30 protein-coding genes are annotated in these 22,882 nt (G+C 32.8%); 9 read left to right on the top strand and 21 right to left on the bottom strand.

All coding sequences use genetic code 11. The features are described 5' to 3' along the window. Positions 1–78 precede the first annotated feature (78 nt). Both AC1VNJ_RS20830 and AC1VNJ_RS20825 read right to left on the bottom strand, forming a co-directional pair. Positions 79–309, bottom strand: coding sequence for a DUF3923 family protein (locus tag AC1VNJ_RS20830; protein ID WP_482641241.1), 231 nt, complete (start codon positions 307–309; stop codon positions 79–81). A gap of 212 nt (positions 310–521) precedes the next feature. Then, positions 522–827 (bottom strand): hypothetical protein, encoded by a 306-nt coding sequence (locus AC1VNJ_RS20825; RefSeq protein ID WP_482641240.1) that lies wholly within the window; start codon positions 825–827, stop codon positions 522–524. Positions 828–1,091: 264 nt separating this feature from the next. On the opposite strand from AC1VNJ_RS20825, the gene AC1VNJ_RS20820 reads away from it, so the two are divergent. Further along, the gene (locus tag AC1VNJ_RS20820; protein ID WP_033578558.1) at positions 1,092–1,625 is read left to right on the top strand and encodes a GNAT family N-acetyltransferase; all 534 of its coding nucleotides are present in this window, start codon (positions 1,092–1,094) and stop codon (positions 1,623–1,625) included. A 97-nt stretch (positions 1,626–1,722) separates the two neighbouring features. On the opposite strand, the gene AC1VNJ_RS20815 is transcribed toward AC1VNJ_RS20820, so the two are convergent. Continuing rightward, on the bottom strand, positions 1,723–2,226 hold the full coding sequence (locus AC1VNJ_RS20815; protein WP_099330807.1) for a DinB family protein: 504 nt from the start codon (positions 2,224–2,226) through the stop codon (positions 1,723–1,725). A 98-nt stretch (positions 2,227–2,324) separates the two neighbouring features. Between AC1VNJ_RS20815 and AC1VNJ_RS20810 the strand changes: the two genes are divergently transcribed. Then, positions 2,325–2,738, top strand: a complete 414-nt coding sequence (locus AC1VNJ_RS20810; RefSeq protein ID WP_034265100.1) for a hypothetical protein — start codon at positions 2,325–2,327, stop codon at positions 2,736–2,738. A gap of 284 nt (positions 2,739–3,022) precedes the next feature. Beyond that, positions 3,023–3,637, top strand: a complete 615-nt coding sequence (locus AC1VNJ_RS20805; RefSeq protein WP_098113387.1) for a DUF998 domain-containing protein — start codon at positions 3,023–3,025, stop codon at positions 3,635–3,637. 110 nt (positions 3,638–3,747) lie between these two features. On the opposite strand, the gene AC1VNJ_RS20800 is transcribed toward AC1VNJ_RS20805, so the two are convergent. Then, on the bottom strand, positions 3,748–4,344 hold the full coding sequence (locus AC1VNJ_RS20800; protein WP_482641239.1) for a YdcF family protein: 597 nt from the start codon (positions 4,342–4,344) through the stop codon (positions 3,748–3,750). A gap of 160 nt (positions 4,345–4,504) precedes the next feature. Here AC1VNJ_RS20800 and AC1VNJ_RS20795 point away from each other — a divergent pair, with 160 nt between their 5' ends. After that, entirely contained in the window at positions 4,505–4,726 is a 222-nt protein-coding gene (locus AC1VNJ_RS20795) for an FtsW/RodA/SpoVE family cell cycle protein (protein WP_372454480.1), read from the top strand. A 126-nt stretch (positions 4,727–4,852) separates the two neighbouring features. On the opposite strand, the gene AC1VNJ_RS20790 is transcribed toward AC1VNJ_RS20795, so the two are convergent. Beyond that, positions 4,853–5,764, bottom strand: a complete 912-nt coding sequence (locus AC1VNJ_RS20790) for a C40 family peptidase (protein ID WP_028413887.1) — start codon at positions 5,762–5,764, stop codon at positions 4,853–4,855. A gap of 311 nt (positions 5,765–6,075) precedes the next feature. On the opposite strand from AC1VNJ_RS20790, the gene AC1VNJ_RS20785 reads away from it, so the two are divergent. Continuing rightward, positions 6,076–6,573 (top strand): DUF2062 domain-containing protein, encoded by a 498-nt coding sequence (locus AC1VNJ_RS20785; protein ID WP_482641238.1) that lies wholly within the window; start codon positions 6,076–6,078, stop codon positions 6,571–6,573. 349 nt (positions 6,574–6,922) lie between these two features. Here AC1VNJ_RS20785 and AC1VNJ_RS20780 read toward each other — a convergent pair whose 3' ends face one another. Both AC1VNJ_RS20780 and AC1VNJ_RS20775 read right to left on the bottom strand, forming a co-directional pair. Beyond that, entirely contained in the window at positions 6,923–7,306 is a 384-nt protein-coding gene (locus AC1VNJ_RS20780) for a YkvA family protein (protein WP_028413889.1), read from the bottom strand. Positions 7,307–7,400: 94 nt separating this feature from the next. Beyond that, positions 7,401–7,838 carry an NUDIX hydrolase gene (locus AC1VNJ_RS20775; protein WP_482641237.1) on the bottom strand — a complete coding sequence of 146 codons (438 nt, stop codon included), beginning with the start codon at positions 7,836–7,838 and terminating at the stop codon, positions 7,401–7,403. An 82-nt stretch (positions 7,839–7,920) separates the two neighbouring features. Between AC1VNJ_RS20775 and AC1VNJ_RS20770 the strand changes: the two genes are divergently transcribed. Continuing rightward, on the top strand, positions 7,921–8,253 hold the full coding sequence (locus AC1VNJ_RS20770; RefSeq protein ID WP_482641275.1) for a YesK family protein: 333 nt from the start codon (positions 7,921–7,923) through the stop codon (positions 8,251–8,253). Here AC1VNJ_RS20770 and AC1VNJ_RS20765 read toward each other — a convergent pair. From AC1VNJ_RS20765 to AC1VNJ_RS20715, 11 genes are all read right to left on the bottom strand, one after another. Next, the gene (locus tag AC1VNJ_RS20765) at positions 8,198–8,602 is read right to left on the bottom strand and encodes a hypothetical protein (protein ID WP_482641236.1); all 405 of its coding nucleotides are present in this window, start codon (positions 8,600–8,602) and stop codon (positions 8,198–8,200) included. The two genes, AC1VNJ_RS20770 and AC1VNJ_RS20765, sit on opposite strands and share 56 nt — an antisense overlap. Positions 8,603–8,850: 248 nt before the next feature. Continuing rightward, a complete protein-coding gene (locus AC1VNJ_RS20760; protein WP_482641235.1) occupies positions 8,851–10,197 on the bottom strand; it encodes an MFS transporter in 1,347 nt (448 codons plus the stop codon). 16 nt (positions 10,198–10,213) lie between these two features. Beyond that, entirely contained in the window at positions 10,214–10,789 is a 576-nt protein-coding gene (locus AC1VNJ_RS20755; RefSeq protein WP_226313282.1) for a TetR/AcrR family transcriptional regulator, read from the bottom strand. Between the two features lie 101 nt (positions 10,790–10,890). Next, a complete protein-coding gene (locus tag AC1VNJ_RS20750) occupies positions 10,891–13,404 on the bottom strand; it encodes a PEP/pyruvate-binding domain-containing protein (RefSeq protein ID WP_482641234.1) in 2,514 nt (837 codons plus the stop codon). Between the two features lie 650 nt (positions 13,405–14,054). Continuing rightward, positions 14,055–14,726, bottom strand: coding sequence for an HAD hydrolase-like protein (locus AC1VNJ_RS20745; protein ID WP_430050860.1), 672 nt, complete (start codon positions 14,724–14,726; stop codon positions 14,055–14,057). A gap of 392 nt (positions 14,727–15,118) precedes the next feature. Continuing rightward, entirely contained in the window at positions 15,119–15,334 is a 216-nt protein-coding gene (locus AC1VNJ_RS20740; protein WP_034265158.1) for a DUF6366 family protein, read from the bottom strand. Positions 15,335–16,051: 717 nt separating this feature from the next. Then, entirely contained in the window at positions 16,052–16,351 is a 300-nt protein-coding gene (locus AC1VNJ_RS20735) for a hypothetical protein (RefSeq protein ID WP_028413899.1), read from the bottom strand. An 82-nt stretch (positions 16,352–16,433) separates the two neighbouring features. Beyond that, positions 16,434–16,958, bottom strand: a complete 525-nt coding sequence (locus tag AC1VNJ_RS20730; RefSeq protein ID WP_482641233.1) for a hypothetical protein — start codon at positions 16,956–16,958, stop codon at positions 16,434–16,436. 646 nt (positions 16,959–17,604) lie between these two features. Continuing rightward, complete coding sequence (locus AC1VNJ_RS20725; RefSeq protein ID WP_165635746.1) at positions 17,605–17,799, bottom strand: DUF6980 family protein; 195 nt, start codon at positions 17,797–17,799, stop codon at positions 17,605–17,607. A gap of 25 nt (positions 17,800–17,824) precedes the next feature. Next, positions 17,825–18,187: a hypothetical protein gene (locus AC1VNJ_RS20720; RefSeq protein ID WP_028413904.1), complete on the bottom strand. Its 363-nt coding sequence runs from the start codon at positions 18,185–18,187 to the stop codon at positions 17,825–17,827. A 45-nt stretch (positions 18,188–18,232) separates the two neighbouring features. Further along, positions 18,233–18,697 (bottom strand): hypothetical protein, encoded by a 465-nt coding sequence (locus tag AC1VNJ_RS20715; RefSeq protein ID WP_328133019.1) that lies wholly within the window; start codon positions 18,695–18,697, stop codon positions 18,233–18,235. A gap of 235 nt (positions 18,698–18,932) precedes the next feature. Between AC1VNJ_RS20715 and AC1VNJ_RS20710 the strand changes: the two genes are divergently transcribed. Then, positions 18,933–19,127 (top strand): hypothetical protein, encoded by a 195-nt coding sequence (locus AC1VNJ_RS20710; protein ID WP_013056341.1) that lies wholly within the window; start codon positions 18,933–18,935, stop codon positions 19,125–19,127. Between the two features lie 121 nt (positions 19,128–19,248). On the opposite strand, the gene AC1VNJ_RS20705 is transcribed toward AC1VNJ_RS20710, so the two are convergent. Next, positions 19,249–19,917 (bottom strand): type 1 glutamine amidotransferase domain-containing protein, encoded by a 669-nt coding sequence (locus tag AC1VNJ_RS20705; protein ID WP_028413906.1) that lies wholly within the window; start codon positions 19,915–19,917, stop codon positions 19,249–19,251. Positions 19,918–20,234: 317 nt separating this feature from the next. Between AC1VNJ_RS20705 and AC1VNJ_RS20700 the strand changes: the two genes are divergently transcribed. Continuing rightward, positions 20,235–20,816, top strand: coding sequence for a DUF2087 domain-containing protein (locus AC1VNJ_RS20700; RefSeq protein WP_482641232.1), 582 nt, complete (start codon positions 20,235–20,237; stop codon positions 20,814–20,816). A 295-nt stretch (positions 20,817–21,111) separates the two neighbouring features. On the opposite strand, the gene paiA is transcribed toward AC1VNJ_RS20700, so the two are convergent. Then, entirely contained in the window at positions 21,112–21,639 is a 528-nt protein-coding gene (gene paiA / locus AC1VNJ_RS20695; RefSeq protein WP_033578540.1) for a spermidine/spermine N(1)-acetyltransferase, read from the bottom strand. A gap of 19 nt (positions 21,640–21,658) precedes the next feature. After that, the gene (locus tag AC1VNJ_RS20690; protein ID WP_013056339.1) at positions 21,659–22,111 is read right to left on the bottom strand and encodes a MarR family winged helix-turn-helix transcriptional regulator; all 453 of its coding nucleotides are present in this window, start codon (positions 22,109–22,111) and stop codon (positions 21,659–21,661) included. A gap of 113 nt (positions 22,112–22,224) precedes the next feature. On the opposite strand from AC1VNJ_RS20690, the gene AC1VNJ_RS20685 reads away from it, so the two are divergent. Then, the gene (locus AC1VNJ_RS20685) at positions 22,225–22,872 is read left to right on the top strand and encodes a YczE/YyaS/YitT family protein (protein WP_034265164.1); all 648 of its coding nucleotides are present in this window, start codon (positions 22,225–22,227) and stop codon (positions 22,870–22,872) included. The last annotated feature ends 10 nt before the right edge of the window (positions 22,873–22,882 follow it).

The following is a 22,882-nucleotide window of genomic DNA, read 5'->3' as shown; positions in this document are numbered from 1 at the left end:
AGAGCTGAATCACATTTAGAGCACTTTTTACTTTGCATACATATCACCCTTTCTATTTCATAACATCATTCCTATTTTCTATAGTACATGCTTACTAGTTTTTAAATTAATAATTAGCCGTATAACTTGGATAATCAAAGGAAAAATAAATGCGATTAGCAACACTATAAATGCGAACAATTTCAGCTCTAGTGTTTGGGTAACACCCGCTCCATCCACTTCTCTTGTCCAGACAACAGCTGTTCCTACGACGAAAAGTATGATCAAAATTATATTAGCTATCCACCAGGAAATCCATCGTCTTTTCACATCATTACTCCTTTCAATTTAAGCTGCATCTTTCTTTATTAATTCTCAGATAAGAGCAATGGTAGAAATAGCTCCACCTACCGCAAAGAGATAAGAAGAAAACGGTATTGTTTCATGCATGAATAAACCTCTTATTCCATAAAAACATAGGATAATAGTGCCGATTAAACCAATCATAAGCCGAATATTTTTATTGATTGTTTTCTCCCCCTTTAGGCTTCTCTTTGCACCTGGTCCTTTATCATAAGTCCAAATATAGCGAAGAAGTTTAATACAACCAGCAATCCATAATAAAACCCAACCCCTTCAAAAAATAAAGAGAGAATGGGGAATATCATAGTTTCAAAGCCAAATAACATAATAACAAGTCCAAATCCTTTAGCGAGCTGCTTTTCATTTCTAGGGGTAAATGTCTTTCCGTATCCAGCAATAAAATTGGTACTACCTTCTTTCCATATACGTTTCCCTATATAAATGATGAAGCAGCTTACTAAACATACAAATAATAATTTTAACATCAGATATTACACCTTCTTTACACACTCTAATTTAACATATATAGTATATTTTACCATAAATAATTAACAAATATTGTGTACTAAAGGTGGACTCATAAAATAGAACAATATAAAATATATACATACTAATTTTGGAGGTTTTTGTTTGTTAAACTTATGTTTAAAGCTGGGTGAGTAAGCTTCCTTGATGGCTGTTTGCATAAAGGAATCCCCATTTATGGAGTATAAAAATCCGTAATTCACCAAATGGACAGGAGACTATAAATGGATATCTTAATTAAACAAGAACTCACTGAAGAATATAATAAAACGGAAGAAGTTGTTAAAAGTGCTTTTTTAAATGAAGAATACAGCGATCAAAAAGAGCATTTACTTGTAAAACGGATTAGAAAGTCAGATGCCTTTATTCCTGAACTGTCATTGGTCGCATTTAATCAGAATGCAGACCTTGTAGGTCATATTCTTTTATCTAAAATAACAATTATAGATGGTGATAACGCTACCGTTTCTTTAGCACTTGCTCCAGTTTCAGTTGCACCTCAGTATCAAAAACAAGGAGCTGGGAGCCAACTAATACACGCTGCGTTAAAACGCGCAAAAGAGCTTGGTTATCATTCAGTAATTGTTTTAGGGCACAAAGATTACTATCCTAAGTTTGGATTTAAACCAGCTAGCTCATGGAATATATATGCTCCATTTGACGTGCCTGAAGAATTTTTTATGGCCATAGAGTTAACAGAAGGATCTCTAAAAAATGTGCAAGGTGTTGTACATTACTCAAAATCTTTTTCAGAGTAAGCACTAAATGATTAATTAGGTTTTACGTAAAGGCTGCCTGGAAAATAATTTTATAGTATTTTCTATGGGCAGCCTCTTTTTTATTTACCTGATATTATTAAAGCGGTGGATTTTCCACACCTAAATGAATCCAATCTTCTTTTGGAGGCCCATAAACTCCAGCAGGTTTTAGGCCTGCTTGACGCATAAGAATGGTAATTTGACCTCGGTGATGAACAATATGTTTGATTAGTCCCATTAAGATTGTGGCATTTGATTGGGTTCTTCCAAACGCTTCTTGCGTATGTTCTAAAGATTCATCTGTCCATTGCTGTTCGATAATTTTAGCAGCATGAGAACTTACATTTTTAAAGGTTATAGCGATTTCCTGTGCTGAAGATGGAACGCTTGCTGTACTTTCAATTCTGTCTATACTTAATCCGAATTCAGTTAGGTAATCTGGAATATTTGTTGTAAAATGCCAAGCAATTCTCCCTAACGTACGCCCTTCAGGATACACTTGTTGTTTCAACGAATCATCTGTCAAGCTATCTAAAACTTTTTGAGTCAGCATGGCTTCGTTGTTCCATTCTTTGATAAAATCTGAAATGGTATTATACATATAAAAGACCTCCCAATATAAATCTAATCTAAATCAATAACTAAATAATATCATAGAAGAAAAATAAGTTGGCTTATTTACTAAAGGAAGGAGACTTTATGTTATTTAAAGCTACCGCTCAAAAAACTGTTGTTTATCCTTTATTACTTTTAAATACTTTATTACTCATTCAAGCAGTTCAACATAAAGAACTTGCCTTTTTAAACCTTTTGGCTATCCTTTGCTTGTTTCTTTCCCTTTTTCTCCGATATGAATTTCAGATAGACAGAGATACTTTAACCTATAGAATATATATATTATGGTTTAAAGTATATGCAAAAACCGTTAAACCCAGGGACATTAAAAGAATTGTATTTAAACGGTTAAGTTGGAAATCAAAATTAGCAGTAGTAAAAGTAGAAAACGGGTGGAATATGAGAATAGCATTATTTAATCCACCAAATGTTTTTAAGGAATTAGAAACATTTGCACATGAATATGATGTAGATATTCAAAAAACAGCAGATTATTAAATTCTAGAGAAAACATCTTGAATGCCACCGCGTTTTGGATACATTAAACTCCATGTAAGTTAGGCCGTATAATCAGCGTTATTCATTTCTAATCAAGCTGCTTTTGGACCTCTCTAGCGCTACAAAGCATTAGTAAAGAGGTCCTTTCCTAAACACCTCCAAGTTAAACACTTTGTCCTCCTTCCTCACATCAACCCCAAGCCCTACATAAAAATAGGCTTCAAGGGCATTCTTTTTAACATTATTTGGATATATAATTCGTATATAACGCTTTTTAAGAGGTGATGATTCTGTATATATCAAAAAAGGTTGGCATTTTAAGCTGGTTTGCTACTTGCTTGTATTTTTTAGTTGAACCTTTCTTTATTTTGACTTCAACTGCTCCCTACAGTTTTTTACATCACGCAATGAGTGATCTTGGTGTAACTTCTTGTGGAAACTACACCTATTCAATTGCACCTCATGAAATTTGCTCTCCTCACCATTTCTGGATGAACGTATTGTTTATCATAAACGGATTGACACTTTCAATTGGTGTTTTGTACATTTCACAAAACCTAAAGAAAACGAGAAAAAGCCAACTAGCAACAGCTTTTATTCTTATATTAGCTTTAGGTAATATTGTTTCAGGCTTTATACCGGCTGATATTAATTTATTTTGGCATTCAATACTTGCTCAGCTTGGCATGGTTACTGTTTTAGCTGGTCTTTGGATGTATACATCATCTTTAAGCAGCGGCAAGTATTGGACTTATGGCTGCTTAATTTCCCTACTAATCATTCTCCTACTCATTATGCTTGTATTTTTTGTTCCTATGCCTACCGGTCTGCTGCAAAGGTTATTCTATTTAGTAATCTTTATATGGGGCACCGTGCTTTCCTTTATGTTAAACAAATAATCCATTATCATTCCGTTTCATATGAGCTTACAAGACTATGTTAAACTAGCCGGAATTTCAAATAGCAAAAAGTCCATAGAGGCATTCCCTATGGACTTTTTGCTATTTTGTTAAATAAATTCTCTTAATAATTCTTTAGATTTCTTTCCGCTAAAACCAAAATAATTGCCAATAAGTTTGACGTATTCTGTGTAAGTAACTTTTCTATTTAAAGCAGTTTCCCACCATCTCTGTGGATTATAATAACGACTTCCACTAGAACAATAGGTTAATTGTATTTGGGTATCCTCAAATTCTTTATTAAAGTTTTTTTCTACCCTTTTCATATGATAGTTTGAAGAAACAACGATAGCGGATTGAAAGTGATAATTCATCATTAGCTTTTTTGTAAATTTAGCATTTTCCGTAGTACTTGTAGCGTGATTTTCTAATATAATTGAATCCTTAGGTATTCCAGAGTCTTTGGCTTGATGATAAAAATTATTCTCTTGACCATTCGAAAGGATCAAATGAGACGCATATCCTTTTTTATATAATTCAATTCCTTTCTCCAGTCTATCATTATCACCACTTAACACAATAATCACGTCAGATTTTACAGGCTTTTCGTTCACTACAAGCTCTTTCCCGGCAAACAGGAAAAAAATCATCCCTAATCCCAGCATGAATATACTGATCTTTACTCTTTTACCTTTAATTTTTTGCATATAGACCCTCATTTAAAAAGTTCACTTCATATCGTATCATAAAGCTCAATATTCATAAAAATAAAAAGGTAATCTTCAAAAAATTTTTGCGCGCTGCAAGTAATCACAGCTTTTATATAAAAGTTAGAAGGTAAAACTTTAACAAACATTCTTTCTAAATATTTTCGTTATGATAGCTGTTCAAGTATTTGTAAACCTTGGAGCTGTCACGGGTCTTCTTCCTATTACCGGTGTCCCCCTACCTTTTATAAGCTTTGGAGGTTCTTCGCTGACATTGTTAATGCTTGCTGCAGGAATACTTACCAATGTTTCGATGTTTACCACATACACTCAAACCTATCAAAGCCACTCAATGGAACAAGCTTATATAAGGAATGTTTAACGTTTGAATGGCTAACTGGTGGCTATAATAAAAAGTCCTGACTATATATCAGGACTTTTTACTTTATTTACATAAATAATAATCAAGCAGCTGCTTAGAATTGCTGTGTTTTTTACTAGTAATCTATTAGAGGATAGATTTACTTCCTAAATAACGAGGTGCCCAGTAAGAATTGCTTAACGATGCAATAGTTACACCAGTTGAACTTCCAGCATGAATAAACTGCCCGTTTCCAATATAAATTCCAGCGTGTGAAGGACCTCCAGTAGTATCGAAGAATACGATATCTCCAATATTCGGAGTAGATGTACTTTTTCCTGACTGATACAAGGTGGCTACTGTTCGCGGTACAGTTACTCCACCTCCATTTTTAAATACATAATAAATGAAACCACTGCAATCGAAACCATTTGGAGAAGTTCCGCCCCAAACATATGGCACCCCTATGAATTTTTTAGAATAAGCCACAATATCACTAGCTGTCGCTTGCGTTGAACTATTAACAGTTGAAGAACCAGTGGCGCTAGTAGATGCGTTATTTAAGGCATTTAAAGTAGCTGGACCTACTATTCCATCCACAGCTAAGCCATGATCCCGTTGGAAATTCATAACGGCAGTTTGAGTAATTGTGCCAAAATAGCCTGTTGGTGTGGCGTTAAAGTAACCTTTTTCCTTTAACAGCTGCTGTACTTTTTCAACTTCATTACTAGTCATTCCATATTTCAGAAGTGTACTGCTTGTAACCGCACTTGTTGAATTAGCTATTAACGCTTGATATGTATTAGGTCCCACCATTCCATCAGCGGTTAAACTATGAGAACGCTGAAAGCTTAGAACTGAATCTTTTGTAATTGAACCAAAATAGGCAGTCGAAGTAGCTGAAAATATGCCCTTCTGTCTTAAAACATCCTGTAATTCTTTTACGTCTGGATCTGTCATACCTTCTTTTAATAGCTTGTCCCCTAAAGCTGCATGGCTTATTGTTGGTAAAACAATCAATGATGAGCATAAAGCTAATGAAGAAATTATCTTTTTCACTAAGTATATCCCCCGATGTTATATTTTTCTTGTTCTTGACTATAAAATTTTAGCAGGGAGAAATAGAAAAGAAACAACCTATTTGTGAATTTTTCGTGACAATTCTAAAAATCACTTGATTTATTAGGAGGTAATTATTTGTTTTGTCATATAAAGTATAAATATACTTATAATGGTTAAAGTTACTATTCTTTGACCTTACTGTTTTACGTATATACCGCCAAATCTTTCATACAATAAAGCACCTTTTTATAATTGTGAACATAAAAAAGAAAAATAGAGGCTGCATGGTAAAGGATAGGGGGAATAATGTGAGCAAAATAGCGGGTTTGAAGCGCCGGTTTAAATACTTACTTATTAAACTATTACGATTAAAAGATCATTCACATAAAGTTGCGCTAGGTTTTAGTCTAGGTTCTGTTGTGAACTTTGTTCCTACCTTTGGATTTGGCCTTATACTAGCCGTAGGTTTAGCTAAATTATGTAAAGGAAACAGCATAGCAGGACTCATTGGTGGAATGTTTTTTATGTGGGCCTTTCCGTTGATGTTTTACTTGAATACATTAGTTGGAGGATATATATTCCCAATCGATCTTGATCAAACTTTACTTCAGAATACAGATGAAGATTTAGATAATCGACTAGAACTAGGAGCAAAAGTAGGAAAGAATTTTTTAACAGGCATGATTCTTAACAGCTTCTTATTTGGAAGTATACTCTATATTGCTAGCTACTATATTATAAATCAGTACAGAGGCTTTCTCTTACACTACATCTCTAAAAAGTGGATAGTAAAAAAACCGTACTAAACAAATGGATTATTAGCTTGATTTCAACCTTTATTTCTAATTGTAAATCAATCTAATTTATATAAAAATATAACCATTAACGAACATTTCTTCAAAAGGCATAGAGGTAAATTAGCGCATAATTGATACCTATGGTTATCAATTATGCGCTAAGGTACAATCTTTGTTTCTGTTTTAAGATAAATATGGAGAAAATACATTGAAAGAGAGCTCTGTCTATTTTTTTCTTGAATACCAATTTGCTGCATGTGTTCTAATGTACTCCTTTCAATTATATATATCATTTACCATTTTTTATCATAACGATCGATAGTAAACCTAATATATTTTTTTCTTTGTAAGAGTACATTCAGTTTAAAAACTTAAAAACAGTAAAACAGCTCCACGTAAAAATAAGTAGCCATACTATGATAATAATTGAACCCACAACCCAATTTTTAGGTTTTTCATTTTGAATGAGCTCTTCTGCTTTTATTGTGCAGTCCTCTATTACATTTTTAGGTATCATCTTTAAAGCAAGCATAATTCCTAAAGGAACAATGATTATATCGTCAATATAGCCTAAAACCGGTATAAAATCAGGAATTAAATCGATTGGACTGAAGGCATATGCAACCACACAAGCAGTAAATACTTTGGTATACCAAGATACTCGGTTATCTTTATAAGCTAAGTATAAGATAAATAGCTGCTTTTTTAACTTTTTAGCCCACAACTTTAATTGGTTAAGCATGTTTCCTATTCTCCTTATGGACGGTTTAATATAATATGAAAATCGGTTTTATTTTTTGTTTAAATGCATGTTTCTTTTATGAGTAAATTCAAAACTATACGAATAACTGATTAATGCAGTCATCTTGATTTGCAGCTAGTTTAGGAACAGCTCCAACAGGAACCCAATAATAGAAAAAGATTAATCCTGCATCTTCCCCTTCAGAATTCACCTTATATTCCCACCGTTCTGCCGTTTCTTTTTGAACTTCTAAATGAAAAACATGTCGTTCATGATATTGATTTTTACCTTCATGATGATAAACATATGTTTTCAATTTTGTGACGGATAAAAACTCCATTAATCCAGATTCTTCTTTGACCTCCCTATATAAAGCTTCTTCAATTGTTTCTCCTTCTTCTACAGTACCGGCTGGAACTTGAACTCCTGCTTCTGGATAATCTCTATGTTCGCAAACTAGTAACTCTGTATAGGGCTCATTGAATCTAGTTATGTAAGCCATAACTTTTGTTATAGTGAGGTTTTCCTTCATATTCCCTTCCTCCTTTAATGAAGACTAATTGAAAATATCTCTTTTTTTAACGAACTTCTTTAATTCAAAAAAACATTTATTGATGTGTAAATTTATGGTAATATTTATGTCATACAGCTCAAGGAGGTTAAAAATGCCTATAATGTACTTGATTGTTATAACTACAGTTGCTTGCTTACTTTTACTTTCATACAAACTGAGCAGAACAACATCTTCTTTAAAATATACAATACCTTTAATTGCAGGAATAGTTAGTCTAAGTATTGTTATTATAAGCTATTTTTACGGAGGATTAACTGGTATGGGAATTGGAGTAGTTAATTTTGCTATTTTTATAGGATCCATTATATCTATAATCATCATATTATTAAGTGAGATAATAAGAAGTAAAGAAAGCCCCATAAATAAACCTTAGAGCTTTCTTTGCTTTCTAAATAGATTTTATTCATATTGTACTTCTTAAAAATACCTATCAGAAGAGTAAGGACTCCGATTAAAAAGAAAAGCGGCAATGATAACATCATTAAACCAACTTCTGCAAAATCATCTCCTTGATTAATACTAAACAGAATAGAAACAACACATGAAAAGAATGGAGTTATTAATAATATAATAGTCGTTCCCCATACTATATATTTTTTTTTAGCTGACTTTCCTTGGCTTAGTCTACTCGCAAACATAAGACCTAATACTAAAACAGTTAATGCGATTCCGATTACCATTTCATCCCCGCCTTTCTCATAATGAAAAGTTTTATCTTTCAACCTCGCCCCCGTTTTTTAGCTCTAGTGCTACTATAAATATACTTGTAATGATAAATAAGATTAACCCTTCTCCCATTGTAATTGAACTTTTTATCTGTATATCCCTTCAGCTAAATATTACCATTAAAAAAGCAATCCATAGAAATTTAGTCAAAAAATAAGTAATGCTCCTATTTCAGAAGCATTACTTATTTTTATAGATTAATTAGTAAATCGCATATATAACCAAAAGCTTTATCAAAAAATAACTATGCTTTTGCACTGGAATTATTGCTGCTTATCATGTCTTGGCTACCAGATTTAATGTTTTTAGCTACTAGTATACCTACTACCCCCGATAACCCTAAAACAATGAAGATGGAGTTATAGCTTGTAACAAGAGCAATAAGCGTGGACGAAATAATACTTCCGAAATAACGAAACGTTGAATAAATGCCAGAGGCTGTACCAGATTGCTCTTTGCTTACCGAGTCTAGCGAGGCAATCTGCATGCTTGTTAGACCTATTCCGGTCGAAAAACCTCCAATAATTAAAGCCACTATAAGAAAAAGAATAGATCCAACGTTCTCTAAAGATAGAAAAAGAATAGTAGAGAAAATGATCATAGCAAAAGAAAAGCCAATCACTTTTTTAGAACTAAACTTATTGTTTAACAATCCTCCTATCCAGCCGCTTAAAGACATTGAAATCGAAAAAACCGATAAAACAATACCCGTTTGTGCTGTAGATAAGTGAAATTGAGCCTTCATTAACAGCGGCATAATTAATAAAATCACATACATAACAAAATTGCTAAGCATAATAGACAAATTAGCGCTTGTAAAGGTGGCATTTTTAAACAAAGAAAAATTGATAATCGGGTTTTCTGCCGTATTTTCTCTTTTGATAAACAAGAATGAAGATAAAACAAATACTAATCCCATTATTAAAGCCTTAGTAATCTCCATACCGTGTGTTAATAAAATCAATAAGGAAATACTAATGGCTAAATAGATGGAACCTTGAATATCTAAAGTACTTGCTTGTTTTTTTACATTAGATTTAGGAATCATAACTATGCCACTGATTAAAGCTAAGAAAAGAAAAGGCACATTCACCCAGAATATAGCTTCCAAGTTGAAGTTTTCAAGCAATACAGACCCTAGCAATGGTCCAATTGCAGCACCCAATCCCATTCCCATTCCAAATACACCTAAAACTTTAGGAAGCCGCTCTTTTGGCACCACATATCTAATGATGGCTATCGTGTTAGGGGTGAGTAAAGCTCCTCCTACTGCCTGCAGTGATCGAAAAATAATAAGGGAAATGAGATTAGTTGAAAATATACATCCTAAAGATGCTATAAGAAAGAACACTACGCCCCATAAATAGATATTTCTGTTTCCGTACAAATCTCCTAGCTTTCCAGCGATAGGCTGAGTAACAGCCATTACAATCAAATAAATAGTTACTACCCACGAAATATTTGCAAGTGGTTCATTAAAATGAGCTGATATAGTTGATAGAGCAACGGCAATCATGGTTGAATTAATTGGTACAAGAAATGTCCCAATTAGCAATGAAATAATCAAGATAAGCTCTTTATGTTTACCCAAACATTAATGCCTCCTTTTAGTGGAGAGAAATTCCCTTTATAAACGTGTTTATACTGTTTTTTATCATATCTTGATAATCCGCATGTAAGGCTTTGTCTCCAAAATTTAGTTTATACATAAAATATCCCCAATACGTACTTAGGAAAATCTCTGCTTGTGTGCAGCAATCTAATTCTTTGATATATCCTTTCCTTTGCATTTCTTCAAAGTATTCTTTTAATATTTTTTTCGTATCATTAATTTTTTTTATAATTTCCTCGTGCGCCTGTGAGAAAATTAAAGGGTCTTTTAAAGCAATTGAAATCATGTCTCGGTTATTATCAAAGTCTTTTAGTAACAGGTAACCGAAATTCGTCAAATCTTTTTCAAGCTCCCATTCAATTGATTTATCAAAAATCTCAAGTGAAAAGCTTGTTGTTTTGACAATAGCTTGAATAATGCCTTCTTTATTGCCAAAGTGGCGAAAAACCGTCAATTCATTAACGCCAGCTTGCTCTGCAATTTCTCTAGTGGTAGTACCTTTATAGCCTTTTTCTTTAAGCAGTTCTATTGTAGCTTTTGTTATCTTCTTTTTTGTTTCATCTTTTTTCATGTTAATCATCCTTTATGCTTCCTGAATGTAAGTATTTACTTTCCATTAGGCAGTATATAAAGGAAAAAGAGCTGTTGTCAAATAGAAGCGAAGAGAATCATTTAGTCATTTAAAAGCGTGACAATTCCATTCGTACCATCGACCATAACCATATCGCCATCTTTTAGCTTATCCGTACTTATTTTCGTACCAACTACTGCAGGAATTTCATATTCACGTGCAATTATTGCCGAGTGAGAAAGAATACCTCCAGCGTCGGTGATAACAGCCCCCGCAGTTTGAAATAAAGTAGTCCAAAGTGGAGTAGTGGTCTTACATACTAAAACATCACCTTTTTCCAGCTTAGAAAAGTCTTTCGTATTTGAAATGACTGTTACTTTTCCGGTATAGATTCCTGAAGAAGAGGCTAACCCTTTAATACAATGTTCGCTGTTCGCGTCATCTTCCTCAATAGCTCCCATATATTTCTCAGCTTCTTTCAGCTGAGCTGCTTCAGGGACGCCGAAGTATCTAGGTAAATTAGACGTTTGCTCATGTTCTACATGTTCTTTTTTCCGTTTCTCGATTAATTTTGTCATGTCTACTGGATTTTCTAAAAGAGTCTCTAGCTCATCAAGATATAAGAAGAAAACATCTTCTTCCACTAGAAAAACATGATGATGTACTAGTAAATTACCTAGCTTAAGTAGGAACAAACGTGCTTTTGCATCCAGCATTGCATCGATATAAAAATGATGGTCATCTCTTATAACGGATGCATCTAATGCCCACTGATAATATTTTTTAAACTCTTCTTTGTGTTTGCTATCCGCTATCTGTTCCAGGAATTCATTATAGTTCTGTTCACGTTTCTTGACCGTCTGTTTGAAATTCTCATCAAAGTTGTAATTGTCATTAACATACCCTTGAATAATTGATAATGCGTGAAGAGGATTCTCTAGCCAAGTTTCTCCTACAAAATCGTGACTTACAACGTTTCGATATCCATACTGTTTTAGAAAAGTATCTACTTCAGCCATAAAGCTTTTTGCTGCTTTATTTCCCTCCAATTTCTTTAATAAAGTTTCTGTGCATTCTTCTTGAAAAATTTCAGTAAGTTCACTATCTCTTTTCACTGTTAAAGCAAGTCTAGAAAGCTGTTGATCCGTTTCCAACGATTTGTTCATTTTTCCGGTCAATAGCTCATAAACATCATGTCCGGATTTTTTATTTGTAAGGTTTTTATAGTACTCTTCAACTATAGTATTTAAAGACATTTGAGGCATAACAATATCAAAGTGCAGATCATATGCCATTTTATAAAAATCAGCTAAACTTTGAAGAATCTCTTTTCCTCTCTGAAGGGTTAGATTTTCATAGGTAAAACTATTTAATTTGTTATAGTAAGGCAAGAATTGTTCCGTAATTATTTGATTCATTCGTTTTGTTAGGATTGGATAAATACTTTCCATCAATTCTTTATTTTCTTGGAATCTTTTATTAGAATCTCCTTTAAAAGGCTCCATTTTTGTATAGATATGACCTTTATAAAGTTTTAAATTAAGTCTATTAAACATAAACTTTAATTTTTTAAAACTAGCAGCTGTTCCTTCAGAAAATGCCGGAATAATAAATGAAGCGTACAAAGGACTAACAGCATGAGAAAAACTTGTGTCATTTAAAATCCAAAACTCTTCCATATCGTCGAAACTTAAAGATATATCTTTTTGGAAAGGAGTTAATTCTTTGGCCTCTGTTAATGTAGTAATAGCTCTTGCCTGTAATAGATATACTTGATTGTCTTGAACCCCAAACTCTATGTCTACGGGATGTTGGTAAAGAGCTTCTACTTCTTTTGTTATTTCGGCCAATTCAATAATTTTCTCGTCTGTTAAACAAAACCTTTGCTGCTCATCTTCCGTTGTTTCGATTTCTTCAACGCCTTCAGCAAGTGGAATTATCTTTACTTCCTTTAGCCCTTTTTCTTTCTCTATTTTAAAAGTTTGTTTATTAACTAGGTAAACATCAGGTGTTACTAAGCCCGATACAATGGCTTCTCCTAATCCATAGCTGGCATTAATCATCATTTCTTTTGTATTATGAGTGACAGGATTTTGACTGAATATCACTCCCGATACTTCGGACTGAATTAACCCTTGAACAACAACTGCCATTGAAACTTCATCAAAATTAGCATACATATTTTGAGTATATTGTTCGACTCTTTCAGTAAAAAAGGAGGCCCAGCACGCTTTCACTTTACTCAAAAAATCCTCGGTACTTTTCACATTAAGATAGGTTTCATACTGGCCAGCAAAAGATGCACCTTCTAAATCTTCAGCACTAGATGATGAACGAACAGCTACCGATGTATAAGAGCACTTTAGGTTTCGAAATGCCTCTATGAGATCCGATTCAATTTCAATAGGAATTTCCCCGTGTAAAATTCTCTCGTGTATATTATCCGTTTGACAATCAATCCCGTTCCATTCAATATATCGCTTTAAAGCTTCCATTTGAATAACAAATCCATCTGGAATCGGTAAATTTTTTCTTTTCATTTTTATAAGGTTTAAAGCTTTTGCTCCAACTCGTTCATTTGCCTCGTCGACCTTTTGAAAACTTAAACTATACATTAAAAATATTCATCCTCCTACAAACTAATTTTAAAATGTAAGTAACTACTTACTTTATATTTATTTTAATTCTTTTAAATTTTTATGGTCAATAAAAAGTGGTAAAACATTTAAAAAATGCATATTTAGTTGTGCTTTATTTTAATTTCACTTAAATAATATTCCTCTTTTTTATTACATTTTTTAACTTTTATTAGTCTTTTTTATTATAAAGTCTAAATAGTTAATCAATTAAAAGGTTAATAAAAGAAATGCAAAAAACCCCATCTAAATTAAGATGGAGGTTTTCCTCTTTTATAGTTGGGTTAACCATTATCTCTGAGTGCTTACAAGCTCCCACTGGCTGAGTGTCAATTTTATCTTATATTCTCTAATATATAAGTGAGCGCTATCAGATTTACGAATCATATGCGAAGTCACAATCAAAAATCTCCTTTCTTATAGAATTATTTTTAATATAAAACTATTTTGGAAATCTTAACCTAAGCATAGCTCAGTATTGTAAACCATTTATTAATGACAAGAAAAGATTATGTAAAAATTTTAAATTACAGGGGAACCGCTCATTACTTATGTTTCAACTTCAGTAGATTTAGGTCTATAATTGAGACATTAACCATCTATAATAGTTATATACGAGGATCAGTCTATTAGACTGACAAGCTACTATTTATGTTGGATACAATCCTTTTTAACTCCATTAAATCATCTATTACCACATCAGCCTGTGCAAGCTCAGCTTCTTGAGCAAAATCAAAATTGCACCCCACTGCCATTAAACCATTATCCCTTGCAGCATTGATATCCGATAGACGGTCTCCCACTACTGCTGCGTGCTTTACATCGTATTTCTTTATAATCGTTTTGACTAAATCTCCTTTATCGAGCGTTTGGATTTGTTGAATACTAAATGTTTCTGTTACCCACTTATCCAAATCGTAATGGTTTACAATCGCTTCTAAATATTCCTTCAAACCGTTACTTGCTATGTAAATGGAGCAATTATTTTCTTTTAAATAGCTAAAGACCTCTTTTACATTAGGGTATAAAGCGCCTTTGCCTTTTTTTATATTCTCAACTAAGCTTTTCAAAAAATAGTCATTCGTATACTTTCTTATTTCACCTGAATGAGTAGGTAATAAAGCTTCCCATACTTTGGGTAACGGTACACCCATGATTTCACGATACTTATCAACAGGAGTACTAGTATTCCACTGGTTGAGTGTACGCAAATGGTTAAAGGTATCATCAAGTGATAATTCTAAAATTTTATCTGTTTGAAACAGCGTTCCATCCATATCAAAGATTAGTGATTGCAACATTAAGTATCTCCCTCTTTCAACAGTATTTAATACGTATCTATATACAATACCATAAAAAGGAATATGTAATTTATTAAAAATAGTAATCACTGTTCTCAGCACAAAAAGAGCACCTACTTATTTATAGGTACTCTTCTTAACTTTACATACTTTGTTTGAAATAATAAATGAAAAAGTGGCCGCTATAATCGAACTTAAAAATGGATAATTAACAGAAAAAATACTGACCGTTGAGCTACTCAAGTGCTGTGAAGTCTCAGGTACATATGTAAGTGTAAGAAATAGACCAGAAACAATTTGAAAAGCAAATAGCAACAATATAAAACTACCAATAAACACTGCATAGTTTTTCAAAAAAGCGCCTCCAGTACTCTTAATTTATAAACCTGATATTATTTTAAAAATAGTGACGCAATGATAAAACCTATAATCATTACAGTAATAAGTACACCAAGACCCTTCCATCCTAAGCTGCCTGCTAAACCAGATAAGTTTCCAGCTTCATTTCTATTAAATGCATCGTTCATATTCCCAGCTGGATTTCTTTTTACCTCTTCGTGTTTTAATCTCTCTCTTCTTCTTTCAGGTGTTTCTTTATCTTCGCTCATTGTCACACCACCATTTTTAAAACATTATAACATATTATGGTTAAAATATAAAATAATGGTTTTTTAGAAGCGAAGAAAGAAACCTATAGTGACAGATCTCTTTTCCTCAACTAACTGTACACATTTCTTTTTTTAATAAGTATGAAACAACGCTTTTTAATGAAAAAGTATACAGCTCTAGTTAATATAATTACTATTACAAACACCTACATCAAAGAGATCCTCTTTATTTAAGGGGATCTCTTTAATAGCCTTATACTAGATACACATTCTTGAAGTTTTTTTGTGTAAGCTTATTTATTTAAAACCTCTTCTTTTATAATTGCTTTTTCATAGATCAATGGTTTGGTTCCTGCTTCTGGTAAAAGATAAATAAAAACAGTAAACATAAGTTGGAGGATTGAAACGACGGTCAAAAATAGAAAAAGACGTTCCTTATTCTTAAACCATATTACTAAACATAAAACTACAGATATTAACGACAAAAACAAAAAAAGAAAAAAGCTGTATAAATAAGAAACACCGTAACGATACGAAATATTTAAAAAGAAGAATACTATGTAGAGAAGTATAAAAGTTGACGGTACTACTTTAATAAAGTTGCTCAATAGAAAAATCCTTTCCCTTTATTTGTTGTAGATTGGTCGCCCTAACACTCAATTTACATAAAAGAGCAAATATTGAAAGTTACAGCAAACATGATTATATTTATTTACTTCAATTTTTATCTCTCATTTTCTTTCTTTGAAAAATGAAACTAGCTATAAACAAAAAGCCCAATAACATCGTTAAATAAAAGGTTACAGAATCACCTGAACGATTAAATTCATCTACAATGATGCCTTCTTGAAACAATAAGGCTGCTGCAATTATTAAAAAGAAAAAAGAATTGACGATTACATAACTACTTGCTTTGACTTTATTTCTCAAGAAAATTATATACACCAAATTGCATACTGAAAAAACTGCGATCAGGTAATAAATAGGCCTTAATAATGTAAATGTTTCCCCAAGCATCAGCATATTCTCCTCTATTACTATTATTTGAAATTTACTAGTCAATATATTTCATTTTGCAAATAAATGATCATTACTCATCTTAATTATTTAATTTTTGAACCAAAACCCCTCCAACTTTGTCCTTATCATCTAAAGAAAACTCAATATTGAGTTTATGAGTTTTATCAAAATACCCTATTATTGTTGCTCCGGTATCTTCTCTTTCGTAATAATTTTTACCATATGCCCTAACGACACTTTGTTTGCTGTCACCAGTATGTATTCCCTTCTCTGTAGCATACTTGTTACTAATCAAGTCATATCTGCTGACTTGATTATCTATAATTTTAAATTCAACATCATACTTTTCTGTACTTTTTCCGTAAATGTAGGTAGTATACGGAGGCTGCTCAGTAATCTCTATAAATTTTGGTTTCTTCTTCAAACAACTTGCTACCTCGTATTTAGAACTGCCTATTGATACTAATTGAACGTTTTCTAATTCAAGATTTGTGCTTTTGGTGCTTGAATAGTATTTTTCTTTAGGCGTAAAAGATGGATCACAGCTAGCTACTACTAGTAAAATGAGTGGAAAGATAAACAAAAAATAATTCTTAATGCGCACTGTTAGACTCCTTTATATCGTTTGTTTTTACTCTGACTCTCAGCATTGTCTAATCTATTAACTATTTTTCTTTTGCATATATAAGTCAATCGAATAGAAAACACTAACTGCAAAGTAATACATGGCAAGTATAGCTAACGTCTCATAGACAGATTCCGCAGCGCTATTTTTCACAAAAGAAAAAACAGTACGCACTACAAAGAAAACGATAGGATAGATGATAAATAGAGAATTAAATTTACGATTCATAGCAACAAAAAGTTCCTTTATTTGGATATTCGTGATTATTATAACATATAATTCTCTCGTTTATTTCTTTACTACATATTCAGTAAGTTTTTCGTTTACATAACACCGTTTAACAACAGGACTAAGTCAAAAGAAACTCTTATTAGTAGGTCTTATTTTGATTATCTATTCTTTTTGACTTCTTATCTACGATGAATTTTAAATGGCTAATAAAAATCAACAAGCCACAGATAACCATTAACCAGCGCGTAATCCCTTGATGTAAAGGGTCAAAAAGGTTTAATAAAGCTATTCCCAATCCTGATAACATAGCTAGATAACGTAAGATCAAGTATAATCCCCCATTCCAAGAGTGAAGAGGATCTCTTAAGCAAAAGATACCTCTTCATTTCTTAGTTCATAGCTCCGCACCACACCATGGACAAAATGAAATCTCAATAGTGGATGAGCCACCATCATGGATAATTAAACCGTATTCCTTGTTCGTTTTATCAAATAAGATAAGATTATCTGGACACTCAAATGGATCACTATGAATATCACACGTAAAGTTCACATGATAATTCATATAATCGCAGCAATGCTTTTTCATTCGTTTGCTCCTTACTATATCGTCATTATTGCTTTTCTCGGTAAGCTGAACAGTGGTCATCTGAAATACGATAATTTTCCTTACCGGTTGGGGCTGCTACCTCAACTAATTTATGTCCCAACCAGTCCCACACAGCTACTGTATGCAAAGATACCCATTTCAGATCTCCTCTAGCAAGACGAAAAGAATCATACCAGTTTTCAGTCGTTACTAATAGATTTTTATAAGTAAGTTCCTTTTTCCTTAAGTGTTTGATTTCCAACATGAAATCTAACATATTTTCTTCCTTAGGCACTTGAATAATTCGCGCTATAAATGTTCCGTTAGGATTTTTTTTCGTTTTATAAACTTTTTCCCTTTCTATTTCTAACTCTGGACGACCCCTCATCTTCCTTCCCCCTGTGTGCTAACACATAATCTCTATGCTAAAAGGTTATAGCTGTTTCAGTAATTCTTCTAACTTTTCTTCAATATCAGCTTCTAAATGATTTTTTGACAAATCATACAAAGTACCTGTCCCTTTAAAATACCCACCAAAGTAATACCACAACTGAAGGTAATGAACGTATGCATCTTCTTCATCTGTAAATCCATCAAAGTTTATCGCAACTTGGGAACGATATTCTTTTTCTAGACACTGCTCCGAACTTAGATTTGGTAGTTGGTCGCCATCAATATCTCGACACACCCATATTTTTAAGTTCTGCTTACCATCATGTTCAAATTTATTTCTATATTTGTGCTGAAGACTTTCGCTGTATGCCTCTCCTACTTCTTCCAACTTCACTATCTCTCTTTTTAAATTCTCATTTATTTCACTCTCAGGGACTAGAATGTATTTGTCATCTGCTTCCTGACCCTGTTTATCCATAAATAGCTTTTTCAATTTATCAAACAAGCTTTTCCCACCTATCTAAAAAAGAATATAAGCATGTTAAATTCGACTAAAGAAAGCTCATTTCCTTCTCTGAACTGCGTTTAGTCGTCATAACTAATATGATATCAGCTACTTCCTTACGTGTGGAATCTTTTACGAGAGTGCTGATTTTCTGACATACTTGTAATTCGCTATTTTTTACAGTGAATACATATGTTAAAGTGTAAAGTAGTGGAACGAAAGGAGTAACGACAACATGGCTCAACGAATCGTCAATATGTTTTTATCTGTTTTAGCTGCTTATGGAACGTTAATTCTAACGAAACACATGAGTATTGCAGATAATATTTTTGTGACACAGATTGTTCGTCTGATCATTTGTATTGTGGCTGTTATCATTGTGACAGGAATTACTACATACATTTTCAGAAATAAATCTTCTAATAAATAAAAGGGCAGCTATTTAGATAGCCGCCCTTTTTGTTTTCCTTAATTCTCATTTTATTTCACCCTAAAGAAATGGGGATGTCTCAAACACTCATGAGACATCCCCATTAAGGCTATACATACTTTTACGCGTTTAAAGCACGCACAAATTCTTTTGCTAGGCTGATTGTAGACTGCGGATTTTGTCCTGTTAAAAGCTTTCCGTCTACTTCAATATGATCGCTCCAATTATCTTTTGCAATAAACTCGGCGCCTAGCTCACGAAGCTTTGTTTCAAGAAGAAACGGCATGTATTTATCTAACGTTGTATCTTTCTCTTCTGAATCAGTAAACGCTGTAATACGTTTTCCTTTTACAATCGGCTCACCGTTTTTAAGCTTTCCGCCTACAAGAGCTGCCGGTCCGTGGCATACCGCTGCAATTAGCTTGTCGTCTTCAGCAAATTCTGTTAGCAAACGATGTAAGTGCGTATCGTCTGGAAAGTCAAACATTGTTCCGTGCCCTCCAGGTACAAACATACCTGCAAATTCTTGTGAACTTACTTCAGCTAATGATTTTGTATTCTCTAAAAGTTTTCCTGCTTCTTTGTCTTCGTCCGTCACATCATCTGTTAAGCTGTTAGGATCCACAGGTGATTTTCCGCCTTTTGGACTTGCTACGACTACTTCGTATCCTTCTTTTTTAAATTCTAAATATGCTTCAGAGAATTCTGTAAGCCAAATTCCAGCAAGCTCTCCATTTTCCATCGTATGTCCATTTGTAACAACCATTAAAACTTTTGAATTTCCTGCCATGATTTACTCATTCCTTTTTCATTTATTATTTACATACATGTATCATTAATAATTCATTTATCTCTTTGAATATGTTCCCCGGTATTATTTGATGAAAACATGGTAACTTTTTCTTACTAATAAAAAGAACAGGTGAAAATAATAGTTGAATTATATAGAGAAGCAGGATCTTTTTTACACTTTAAAGATTAGACGGAGCCGGTTTTTTATATGCAGTGTGACAAGTCTTCACTTTAAATATTTTTTTGACATGTACACCCAATTCGATTAATATCAAATTAGATGTATATCGAATTAGAGGGAGAAGGTATTAAGCTATGCAATTAGATAAGTTGGTTAATTATCATAAAGCCGTTGGTGATCCTACCAGGATTAGAATTATTTCACTATTAAAAAAAGGGCCTCTTCACGGGCAAGCAATTGCTTACAAACTGGGGTTACAGCCTTCAACTATTACTCATCATATTTCAAAGCTAAGAGATGTAGGAATTGTTTATCAAAGAAGACAAGGAAACATTATTTATTTTTATCTAGACCTTGAAAGACTTGAATATAACTCGAAGGCTATTTTAAGTATTGGAGAGGATTCGATGGAAAATCAAGACAACCATTTACAGGATAAAGACAAATTATCTATTGTTAAAAACTTTATAAATAGTGACGGTACTTTAAAAATTATTCCAAGTCAAAGAAAGAAAAAGAACGTAATATTAGCCTATTTAATACGTGATTTACAGCACGGAAAAACGTATCCAGAAAAAGAATTAAATGAACATATTAAAAAATATCATGAAGATTATGCAACGATTCGCAGAGAGTTAATTATGCAGCATTTTATGTATAGGCAAAATGGAGAATACGAGTCAAATCCGAAAGAGATGTGGCCCGTTATTTATTAAAGTGGACGTAAAAACGTTCATTTTTTAAGCCTTCTAATTCGATATATGTCTAATTAGTTTGTGTTGTTTCAAATAGAATTAAAGTAAAAATGTAATTTCCAAAATGAAAGAAGCCAACATTTTGGTAAGCATGTGACATTAATTTTATTCTCCTATGTGTTGGCACAGCAACCATATTAGTTTGCTTACTGCTTCCCCTAAAAGCATCTGCTTTGAAAAAAAGCATAAAGTCTCTGTATGCAATAAGGATTATCCTCTACCAGTTAAATTAGTGAATAATCCTTATTTTTTAAAACTATAAAAAAAGTGTTTTAACCATGATGAGATCTATTTGTTCTTCGTCTCCCATATAAAATGAGTGAGATCCAATTTGAACAAATCCCTGTTTCTTGTAAAAAGCAATCGCATTTTTATTTTTTTCCCATACGCCTAACCAAATTTTCTTTTTATTAAATGTCGTTGCTATCTCTACTGCTTTATTAAATAAATGTTTACCAAGTCCTTGTTTTTGAAAGCTGTTACCTATATAAATTCTTTCAATTTCAAGCGCTTCTTCCCCCATCTCTTCAGACTGAGCGTCATTCATATTAACCTTTAAATAACCTGCAATTTCATGATTAACATACATAAAAAAGAATTGCGAGGACGTATTGGATAGTTCTTTTTCTAGCTGTTCGATTGTAAATGCTTTTTCTAAATAAGCTGTCATATTTTCTTGTGAATTCTGATCTTTAAATGTCTCATAAAACGTTTTATAGCTAACGTCTTGAAGATCATATACATCTTCAAGAATACACTTTTTTATATGCATCATCACTGACATACGCCTCTCCTTTATATCATCAATAATTTCTCTTGTTTCCTTTTTTGACAAACTCCCAGTCTGTTTCGATATTTTTTCTTACTCTTTGAACTAGCTTAAGAATGGTATCTGCTTCTTCCTGGGTAAAACCTTCTAATGCCACTTTATCCGAATAATCATTTTCTCTTTTTATAAACGGGTATACGTTCTTCCCTTTTTCAGTAGGAAAAAGGTTTTTATTTTTTTTATTATGGAGATCATCTTTCTTTTCAATAAAACCATTCATTTCAAGCTTTTTTATAGCCCGAGCCGCTGTTGTGCGATCTACTTTTATCATTTCAGCTAACTTTTCCTGAATGATTCCTGGATTTTCACATATTCGCACCAAATACAAATACTGCCCTTTTGTCAGGTCATATTCTTTAAATTCTATATTACTAATTGAATCCAATGCTCTTGCTATCATTCCAATTTCACGCAGAATTTCACTCATAAAATATCTCCTTTATACATATTTTTGTTGCAAATACAATAAAAATAATCTACATTTAATGTATCTCAAAATAGTTGCATTTGCAACAAAAAATAACAAAAAGGATGATGACAGTGAAGTATGTTGTTTATGCAGGAGGAATTTTACTATTAACTCTTGGAATTGCTTTGACGATACAATCTAACCTAGGAGCTTCACCTTTTGATGCACTGTTGGTTGGACTGTCACTAAACGTAGGTTTTAGCGTTGGAAGCTGGGAGATTATACTTGCCTGTATTTTAATTTGTGGTAATTCTCTTTTAAGCAAACAAAAGCCAGAAATACTGGGACTGTTAACGGCATTCATAACAGGTCTTGGTATCGATATATGGCTTTTTTTCTTAAAGAATTGGATTACGTTCGAAAGTTGGTACAGCAAAGTATGTTGTTTCGGAATCGGTTTAATCATTATAGGAGTAGGAACCTCAGCCTATTTACATACAAATTTTGCACCTATTCCAATTGACCGCTTAACATTAATCATACAAAAACTAGCTAAAACCAATTTATTTCTTTCAAGAACATTTATTTACCTCACATTCTTACTAGCTGCAATATTTTTAAACGGACCAATTGGTGTTGGAACGTTATTAACCGTGTGTTTAGGCGGCGTGCTGCTTAATTTCTTTATGCCCATTACTCAAAAAGCAGTAGACTGCATATTACCAACATCTCATACATTAAAAAATCATATTAAAGATCATAAACGTTCCATTACGTAACTAATTCTGT

This window comes from Priestia sp. 3CA3 (genome assembly GCF_056836725.1).
This window is presented reverse-complemented; position numbering and strand designations above follow the sequence as displayed.